The sequence below is a fragment of the Dietzia sp. DQ12-76 genome (genome assembly GCF_014145045.1).
Lineage (GTDB): Bacteria > Actinomycetota > Actinomycetes > Mycobacteriales > Mycobacteriaceae > Dietzia.
The window spans coordinates 1-7,206 of the sequence record NZ_JAALDV010000159.1; the positions used below are offsets into that span (position 1 = coordinate 1).

Below are 7,206 nucleotides of genomic sequence, written 5' to 3' on the forward strand. Positions count from 1 at the left end.
GTTCGGTCGGTGGGCGGTGGACTCGGTCCACCTCGACATCGCCGACGAGGCCGGTCAGCGCGCCGAGGCGCTCGACGCCGTCGCCCTGGGGTTCGTGGCCACGGCCTGCATCCACCCGTCCCAGGTGGCGGTGGTCCGACAGGCCTACGCGCCCGACGACGACGAGGTGGCCTGGGCCCGGAAGGTCCTCGACGCCGCCCGGAGCAACCAGGGCGTCTTCCGGCTGGACGGCCGCATGGTCGACGGCCCCGTCTTCCGACAGGCCGAAGCCACGATGCGTCGCGCCGCGGCCTCCGCCACCTGAGACCCCCCACCCGACAGACCGCCAAGGAGTACCGAGATGACCACCACCGATCTCGATTCCACCCCACTGGACCCCGCACTCTCCCACACCCGTGGGGACACCGACGTCCCGCTGCTCACGCAGACGATCGCCGACAACCTGGCCGCCACGGTCGAGCGCTTCGGCGACCGCGACGCCCTCGTCGACGTGCAGGCCGGACTCCGGTGGACCTACACGGAGTTCCACGCCGACGTCCGTCGCCTTGCCTCGGGCCTGCTCCGGCTCGGGATCCGGACCGGCGACCGTGTGGGGATCTGGTCCCCCAACCGCTGGGAGTGGGTGATGATCCAGTACGCCACCGCCGAGATCGGGGCGGTGCTGGTCAACATCAACCCCTCCTACCGCGTCCACGAGCTGGAGTACGTGCTCAAGCAGGCCGGGATCAAGGCCGTGGTCGCGGCGCCCCAGTTCAAGGACTCGGACTACACCGGCATGCTCTCGCAGGTCCAGCCGAGCTGCCCGGACCTGGAGGTGGTGGTGCTGTTCGGCGACGAGGAGTGGGAGTCCATGATGTCGGGGCCCACCGACGCCGACGAGCTGGCCGGGATCCGCGCCGGTCTCGGCGCCGGCGACCCCATCAACATCCAGTACACCTCGGGCACGACCGGTTTCCCCAAGGGCGCCACGCTCTCCCACACCAACATCCTCAACAACGGGTTCTTCGTGGGTGAGACCATCAACTACTCCGAGGTGGACCGGGTATGCATCCCGGTGCCCTTCTACCACTGCTTCGGCATGGTGATGGGCAACCTCGCGTGCACCACCCACGGGTCGTGCATGGTGATCCCCGCGCCGGCGTTCGACCCCGCGGCCTCGTTGCGGGCGGTGGCGCAGGAGAAGTGCACGAGCCTGTACGGCGTGCCGACGATGTTCATCGCCGAGCTCGCGCTCGAGGACTTCGACTCCTACGACCTGTCCTCCCTGCGGACCGGCATCATGGCGGGCTCACCCTGTCCGGAGGCGACCATGCGTCAGGTGATCGACCGGATGAACATGGAGGAGGTCTCGATCTGCTACGGCATGACCGAGACCTCCCCGGTGTCCACACAGACCCGGGCCGACGACTCGCTGGATCGCCGCGTCACCACCGTGGGGCGGGTCGGTCAGCACCTCGAGATTAAGATCATCGACCCGGAGACGGGTGAGACCCTGCCGCGCGGCGAGGCGGGGGAGTTCTGCACCAAGGGCTACAGCGTGATGATCGGGTACTGGAACGAGCCGGAGAAGACAGCAGAGGCGCTCGACGCCGACGGGTGGATGCACACCGGGGACATCGGGGAGATGGACGCCGACGGCTACGTGCGGATCACCGGCCGTATCAAGGACATGGTGATCCGCGGGGGCGAGAACATCTACCCGCGTGAGGTCGAGGAGTTCCTCTACACCCATCCCGACATCCTCGACGCCCAGGTGATCGGGGTCCCGGATCCGAAGTACGGTGAGGAACTGATGGCGTGGATCCGGCTGAAGCCCGGACGCGACGACCTGACCGCCGAGGAGGTCCGGGACTTCGCGACCGGCAAGCTGGCCCGTCACAAGATCCCCAGGTACGTCCACGTGGTGGACGAGTTCCCCATGACCGTCACCGGGAAGGTCCGCAAGGTCGACATGCGCAAGACGGCGATCGAGATCCTCGGCATCGCCTGACCGCCCACATTCAAGGAGGACGAGTATGTCCAGCAAGATCATGACCGCGGAGCAGGCCGTCGCGGACATCCCGGACGGGGCGTCGATCGCCGCCGGCGGTTTCGGCCTCTGCGGGATCCCGCAGGTCGTCATCGAGGCACTCGCGGCCCGCGACGTCGGGGACTTCGAGGTCTTCTCCAACAACGCCGGGGTCGACGGCAAGGGCCTCGGCATGCTCCTGGAGACCGGCAAACTGCGACGCATCGTCTCGTCGTACGTCGGCGAGAACAAGGAGTTCGCGCGGCAGTACCTGTCTGGTGAGCTCGAGGTCGAGCTGACGCCGCAGGGCACCCTCGCCGAGCGGATGCGTGCCGGCGGCTCCGGGATCGGGGCGTTCTACACGCGCACCGGCGTGGGGACCTACGTGGCCGATGGCGGGATGCCGTGGAAGTACGACTCCGAGGGCGGGGTCGCGCTGGCCTCCCCGCCCAAGGAGACCCGGGAGATCCGGGGCGAGACCTACGTGCTCGAGCAGGCCATCGAGGCCGACTTCTCGCTCGTGCGGGCCGCGGTCGCGGACCGCAGCGGCAACCTGAGGTTCAACCTCACCGCCCGCAATTTCTCGCCGCTGGCCGCCATGGCCGGTCGGGTGTGCATCGTCGAGGCCGAGGAGATCGTCGAGGTCGGAGAACTGGCCCCGGACGACATCCACCTGCCCGGCATCTTCGTGCACCGTCTGGTCGAACTCACCCCGCAGCAGGTGGAGCAGACCAAGTGGATCGAGAAGACCACCACCAACCCGCCTTCGGAAGGACAGCGCTGATGAGCACCTCCAGCACGCCCGCCCGGCTCGGTCGCGACCGCAAGGCCATGGCCGCCCGCGCGGCCCTCGAGCTCTCGGACGGCCAGTACGTCAACCTGGGGATCGGTCTGCCGACGCTGGTACCCAACTACGTACCTGAGGACGTCAACGTCACCCTGCAGTCGGAGAACGGCCTGCTGGGGATCGGGCCGTACCCGCATCCGGACGATGTCGACCCGGACCTGATCAACGCCGGCAAGGAGACCGTCACCACGCTGCCCGGCTCGTCGATCTTCGACTCGGCCATGAGCTTCGGCATGATCCGCTCGGGGAAGATCGACGTGGCGATACTCGGCGCCATGGAGGTCAACCCGGCCGGCGACATCGCCAACTGGATGGTGCCCGGGGCCATGGTCAAGGGCATGGGCGGCGCGATGGACCTCGTGGTGGGCGCCCGCCGCATCGTCGTGGTGATGGACCAGCTGGCCAAGAACGGCTCGTCGAAGATCGTCCCGGAGATCTCCCTCCCGCTCACCGGTCTGGGGTGCGTGGACCGGATCATCACCGAACTCGGGGTCTTCGACCGCGACTCCGACGGGCTCACCCTGATCGAGCTGGTCGACGGGGTGACCCTCGATCAGGTCGCCGCCGCCACGGCGGCCCCGTACCGGGTGGCCGAGGCCCTGTCGTGATCGAGGAGCTGCGGTAATCACCCCACCGCCCGCCCGCGCCGCCGGACTCTGGACCACACCGGTCCGTGGTCGGGCGGCGCTCTCGGCGTTGGCCTGGGTTGTGGGGTATGTGGTCGGACTCGTCGTCGTCGTCCTCCTCGGACTCCTCGTCGCGAGCACCGTCGGTAGCCCGCCGCCCGACACCGCCCTGCTCGCTCTCGTGGTGCTCGGCGGCACGGCGGTGGCGGCGCTGGTCGCGGTGTGGGTGCACCTGCTCCGCCGACGCGGGTTGCGCTGGGCCGATGTGGGGCTCCGCGCGCCCGAGCGGTCACCGGTACACCTGCTGTGGCAGATCCCGGCCGTGATGGTCGCCGGGGTCGTCGCATCCATGATCGTGCTGCTCCCGCTGGGGGCCGGGCAGGAGGGGTCCGAGGCCGGGCTCGAGGACCTCGCCACGGGTGGGCCCGCGTTCGTGGTGCTGGGGGTGCTCGCCGTGGCGGTGCTCGTCCCCGTGGCCGAGGAGGTGGTGTTCCGGGGGATCGTCCTGCCCGCACTGCGCGCGAGGTTCCGGGCCGTCCCGGGGATCGCGCTCGCGGGGACGATTTTCGCCGCCGTGCACCTGATCCCGCCCGCCCTGCCGTATCTGCTGGTCGTGGGGATCTCCCTGTGCGTGATGGCGCAGTGGTACCGGTCGATCGTCCCGGGGATCGTGCTCCACGGGGTCAACAACGCGGTCGTGTTCGCCGGCATCGTGGCGGCGGGCGCCACCTGAGTGGCGCGCTCAGGCCAGCAGCGCGGACACCAGCAGCAGTACGGGGAGCGACCCGAGGGTGGTGAGGACTGCCGAGTCGCGGGCGAGCAGTGTCCCGTGGCCGTACCGGGTGGCCACCACGAGGACGTTCTGCGCGGTGGGCAGGGCCGCCGCGACGACGACGGTGAGCAACTCGTGACCCCGCATCCCCATGAGACCGCTGCCGACGGCGTACGCCAGGAGTGGGTGGGCCACCAGTTTCAGTCCGCTCGCCAGCGCGATCTCCCGTCGGGGTGAGGCCCCGGCCTCGAGCACCTTCACGCCATAGAGGGACATTCCGAAGACGAGGAGAGCGCCGGGGACCGAGATCTGGCCGACCAGGTGGACGGGTTCGAGGAGGCGTTCGGGCGGTGACCACGGGAGGGCGGCCACCACCACCCCGGCGAGCGCGGCCAGGACCAGGGGGGTCCGGGCCGCCTGGAGCGCGGAGGCGAACGCACCCCCACCCCCGTCGGTCGTGCCCTCCGCGCGGGCGGCACGCTCGAGCACGGCGATCGCGATCGGCTGCAGTACCGCCACCTGGAACAGCAGGAGCGGCATGACGAACCCGAAGTCCCCCAGGACGTAGACGGCGATGGGGATGCCGAGGTTGGCGGAGTTGACGTAGCTCGCGGACAGGGCCCCGACCGCGAGGTCGGCGGTCGGGCGCCGCAGCCACACCTTCGCGACGAGCACGTAGGCGACCGCCATCACGATCGCCGTACCGGCGGACACCACGAAGACTCCCGTGAAGACCTGGTCGAGCGTGGTCCGTGCGAGCGCGTCGAACAGCAGGGCCGGGGTGGCGACGAAGAACACGAGTCGGTTGAGCACCAACCGCGCGTCGCTGCCGAGGACCCGTGAACGGGCGAGGAGCCACCCGAGCGCGACGAGCGCGACGATCACGGCGAAGCCGTTGAGGACGCCGGCCACTGCGGACTCCTGAGGGTCGGGGAGGGGGGAGCGATAACGCCGATCGGGGCCGTGCACTCCTGAAACCAGGAGGCGCGACCCCGATCGGGTTGCTGTTGTCCGAGTCGGCGGCTAGCTGCCGCGGGCGGGACGTGCGGTGCGGTTCGACCGCGCCGAGCGGTGGCTCAGCGGCTGGTGAACGGGAGCAGAGCCATCTCGCGGGCGTTCTTGACCGCGACGGCGACCTGCCGCTGCTGCTGCGGCGTGAGGCCGGTGACGCGGCGCGAACGGATCTTGCCGCGGTCGGAGATGAACGTGCGGAGGGTGTTGACGTCCTTGTAGTCGACCGTCTCGATACCCGCGACCTTCAACGGGTTCTTCTTGGGGCGACGACCCTCCTGGGCACGGACCTTCTTGGACGGGGTGCTACGCGCTTTTGCCATGATTACCTACTCACCAACTCGACTTCGTGACACCGGGCAGCTCGCCACGGTGGGCCATCTCGCGCATCCGGACGCGGGAGAGACCGAACTTGCGGAGGTAGCCGCGCGGGCGGCCGTCGGCGACGTCGCGGTTACGCACCCGCACGGGCGAGGCGTCACGCGGCATCTTGTTGAGCGCGGTCTGGGCGTCCATGCGCGCCTCGTCCGTGCTCTCGGGGTTCTTGATGATCGCCTTGAGCTCGGCGCGCCGCTCGGCGAACCGGGCCACCTTGGCCTTGCGCTGCTCGTTACGCGCGATCTTTGACTTCTTGGCCACGGGTCAGCGCTCCTCTCGGAATTCGACGTGCTTGCGGACGACCGGGTCGAACTTCTTGAGGACGATGCGGTCCGGGTTGTTGCGGCGGTTCTTACGGGTCACGTAGGTGAACCCGGTACCGGCCGTGGACTTGAGCTTGATGATGGGTCGAACGTCGTTACGGGCCATCTCAGATCTTCTCCCCACGGGCGCGGATTCGGGCCACGACGGCCTCGATGCCATCGCGGTCGATGGTCTTGATGCCCTTGGTGGAGACGGTCAACGTGACGCGACGTCCCTCGGAGGGCAGGAAGTAGCTACGACGCTGGATGTTCGGGTTCCAGCGACGGTTGGTCCTGCGGTGTGAGTGCGAGACGGACTTGCCGAAACCCGGCTTCCGTCCCGTTACCTGGCAATGCGCCGACATGGCGTGGTTCTCCTTCCGCCTCCTCGTACGGTGGCGCGTGAGGGTCGCAACTGGGAGCCGGCCTGCGCCGAGCAGCAGTGGACCGTCACGTCGCGGGCACCGGGAGAGGCGATAGCAAACGTGCAGACAACAGCGATGGTCTAGTTTACGGCCCGACCGCGCGAAACGGTAATCAGCACGTCAGCGCCGGTGGAGCGGGCGGGCGAGGCGCGCGAATTGGGTACCCGGTCATCGTACGGGTACGATCTACCGATGCGTGTGCTGATACCGGGATCCCCGGTTCGGCCACTGGCACTCGCGCGTCCCTGACGGGGCGGGCGCCAGACCCAAGACTTCTACCGAGCTAGAGGGATCCAGTATGAAGAACGACATCCACCCCGACTACCACCCGGTGGTCTTCCAGGACTCGGGCACGGGCACCAAGTTCCTCACCCGCTCCACCGCCAAGAGCGAGCGGACCGTCGAGTGGGAGGACGGCAACTCCTACCCGCTCATCGTGGTCGACGTGACCAGTGAGTCGCACCCGTTCTGGACCGGCGCGCAGCGCGTCATGGACACGGCCGGCCGTGTCGAGAAGTTCCAGCGCCGTTACGGCAACCGCGCCCGTCGCACCAAGTGAGCCGTGGGCCGGCGGTGTGCCGCCGGCCCTCTCACACACCCGAGACCCAAGAGGACGTAACAGTCATGGCAGTTCCGAAGCGTCGCCTCTCGCGCGCCAACACCCATTCCCGCCGCTCGCAGTGGAAGGCCGAGAACCCGGCCCTCCAGGAGACGAAGGTCGACGGCCGCCCCGTGGTGCTGCCGCGCCGCCTGGTCAAGGCCGCCAAGCTCGGCCTGATCGACCTCGACCGCTGACCCCGGTCGACTGAGCCCGGCGGCGCCCGCGCGCCGCTCGCA

At 69.0% G+C, this 7,206-nt stretch carries 12 protein-coding genes; 7 read left to right on the forward strand and 5 right to left on the reverse strand.

Annotated features, from left to right (window positions below):
• The 5 genes from G6019_RS06605 to G6019_RS06625 form a co-directional block, all read left to right on the forward strand.
• Window positions 1-304, forward strand: a 304-nt coding sequence (locus tag G6019_RS06605) for an HpcH/HpaI aldolase/citrate lyase family protein (protein WP_182627248.1), incomplete at its 5' end; no start/stop codon positions are given.
• Between the two features lie 36 nt (window positions 305-340).
• Entirely contained in the window at window positions 341-1,990 is a 1,650-nt protein-coding gene (locus G6019_RS06610; RefSeq protein ID WP_107756978.1) for an AMP-binding protein, read from the forward strand.
• A 25-nt stretch (window positions 1,991-2,015) separates the two neighbouring features.
• Entirely contained in the window at window positions 2,016-2,792 is a 777-nt protein-coding gene (locus G6019_RS06615) for a CoA transferase subunit A (protein ID WP_017836284.1), read from the forward strand.
• A complete protein-coding gene (locus G6019_RS06620) occupies window positions 2,792-3,463 on the forward strand; it encodes a 3-oxoacid CoA-transferase subunit B (protein ID WP_107756977.1) in 672 nt (223 codons plus the stop codon). Before G6019_RS06615 ends, G6019_RS06620 begins: the two co-directional genes overlap by 1 nt.
• Window positions 3,464-3,572: 109 nt before the next feature.
• The gene (locus G6019_RS06625; protein WP_309230176.1) at window positions 3,573-4,214 is read left to right on the forward strand and encodes a CPBP family intramembrane glutamic endopeptidase; all 642 of its coding nucleotides are present in this window, start codon (window positions 3,573-3,575) and stop codon (window positions 4,212-4,214) included.
• A gap of 9 nt (window positions 4,215-4,223) precedes the next feature.
• On the opposite strand, the gene G6019_RS06630 is transcribed toward G6019_RS06625, so the two are convergent.
• The 5 genes from G6019_RS06630 to rpmB form a co-directional block, all read right to left on the reverse strand.
• Window positions 4,224-5,165 (reverse strand): AEC family transporter, encoded by a 942-nt coding sequence (locus tag G6019_RS06630; protein WP_107756975.1) that lies wholly within the window; start codon window positions 5,163-5,165, stop codon window positions 4,224-4,226.
• A gap of 164 nt (window positions 5,166-5,329) precedes the next feature.
• Window positions 5,330-5,587 carry a 30S ribosomal protein S18 gene (gene rpsR / locus G6019_RS06635; protein WP_017836288.1) on the reverse strand — a complete coding sequence of 86 codons (258 nt, stop codon included), beginning with the start codon at window positions 5,585-5,587 and terminating at the stop codon, window positions 5,330-5,332.
• Window positions 5,588-5,597: 10 nt separating this feature from the next.
• Window positions 5,598-5,903, reverse strand: a complete 306-nt coding sequence (rpsN, locus tag G6019_RS06640; protein ID WP_017836289.1) for a 30S ribosomal protein S14 — start codon at window positions 5,901-5,903, stop codon at window positions 5,598-5,600.
• A gap of 3 nt (window positions 5,904-5,906) precedes the next feature.
• Complete coding sequence (gene rpmG / locus G6019_RS06645) at window positions 5,907-6,071, reverse strand: 50S ribosomal protein L33 (RefSeq protein WP_017836290.1); 165 nt, start codon at window positions 6,069-6,071, stop codon at window positions 5,907-5,909.
• A 1-nt stretch (window position 6,072) separates the two neighbouring features.
• Window positions 6,073-6,309 (reverse strand): 50S ribosomal protein L28, encoded by a 237-nt coding sequence (gene rpmB, locus G6019_RS06650; RefSeq protein ID WP_007632788.1) that lies wholly within the window; start codon window positions 6,307-6,309, stop codon window positions 6,073-6,075.
• Between the two features lie 358 nt (window positions 6,310-6,667).
• Here rpmB and G6019_RS06655 point away from each other — a divergent pair, with 358 nt between their 5' ends.
• Both G6019_RS06655 and rpmF read left to right on the forward strand, forming a co-directional pair.
• The gene (locus G6019_RS06655) at window positions 6,668-6,928 is read left to right on the forward strand and encodes a type B 50S ribosomal protein L31 (RefSeq protein WP_107756974.1); all 261 of its coding nucleotides are present in this window, start codon (window positions 6,668-6,670) and stop codon (window positions 6,926-6,928) included.
• Window positions 6,929-6,993: 65 nt separating this feature from the next.
• Window positions 6,994-7,164, forward strand: a complete 171-nt coding sequence (rpmF, locus tag G6019_RS06660) for a 50S ribosomal protein L32 (protein ID WP_107756973.1) — start codon at window positions 6,994-6,996, stop codon at window positions 7,162-7,164.
• Window positions 7,165-7,206 lie beyond the last annotated feature (42 nt).

Bases quoted from the DNA above. Each gene is read 5' to 3' on its own strand.
- G6019_RS06610 (WP_107756978.1), top strand. From the start codon at position 341: ATGACCACCACCGATCTCGATTCCACCCCACTGGACCCCGCACTCTCC.
- G6019_RS06615 (WP_017836284.1), top strand. From the start codon at position 2,016: ATGTCCAGCAAGATCATGACCGCGGAGCAGGCCGTCGCGGACATCCCG.
- G6019_RS06620 (WP_107756977.1), top strand. From the start codon at position 2,792: ATGAGCACCTCCAGCACGCCCGCCCGGCTCGGTCGCGACCGCAAGGCC.
- rpsR (WP_017836288.1), bottom strand. From the start codon at position 5,587: ATGGCAAAAGCGCGTAGCACCCCGTCCAAGAAGGTCCGTGCCCAGGAG.
- rpmG (WP_017836290.1), bottom strand. From the start codon at position 6,071: ATGGCCCGTAACGACGTTCGACCCATCATCAAGCTCAAGTCCACGGCC.
- rpmB (WP_007632788.1), bottom strand. From the start codon at position 6,309: ATGTCGGCGCATTGCCAGGTAACGGGACGGAAGCCGGGTTTCGGCAAG.
- G6019_RS06655 (WP_107756974.1), top strand. From the start codon at position 6,668: ATGAAGAACGACATCCACCCCGACTACCACCCGGTGGTCTTCCAGGAC.
- rpmF (WP_107756973.1), top strand. From the start codon at position 6,994: ATGGCAGTTCCGAAGCGTCGCCTCTCGCGCGCCAACACCCATTCCCGC.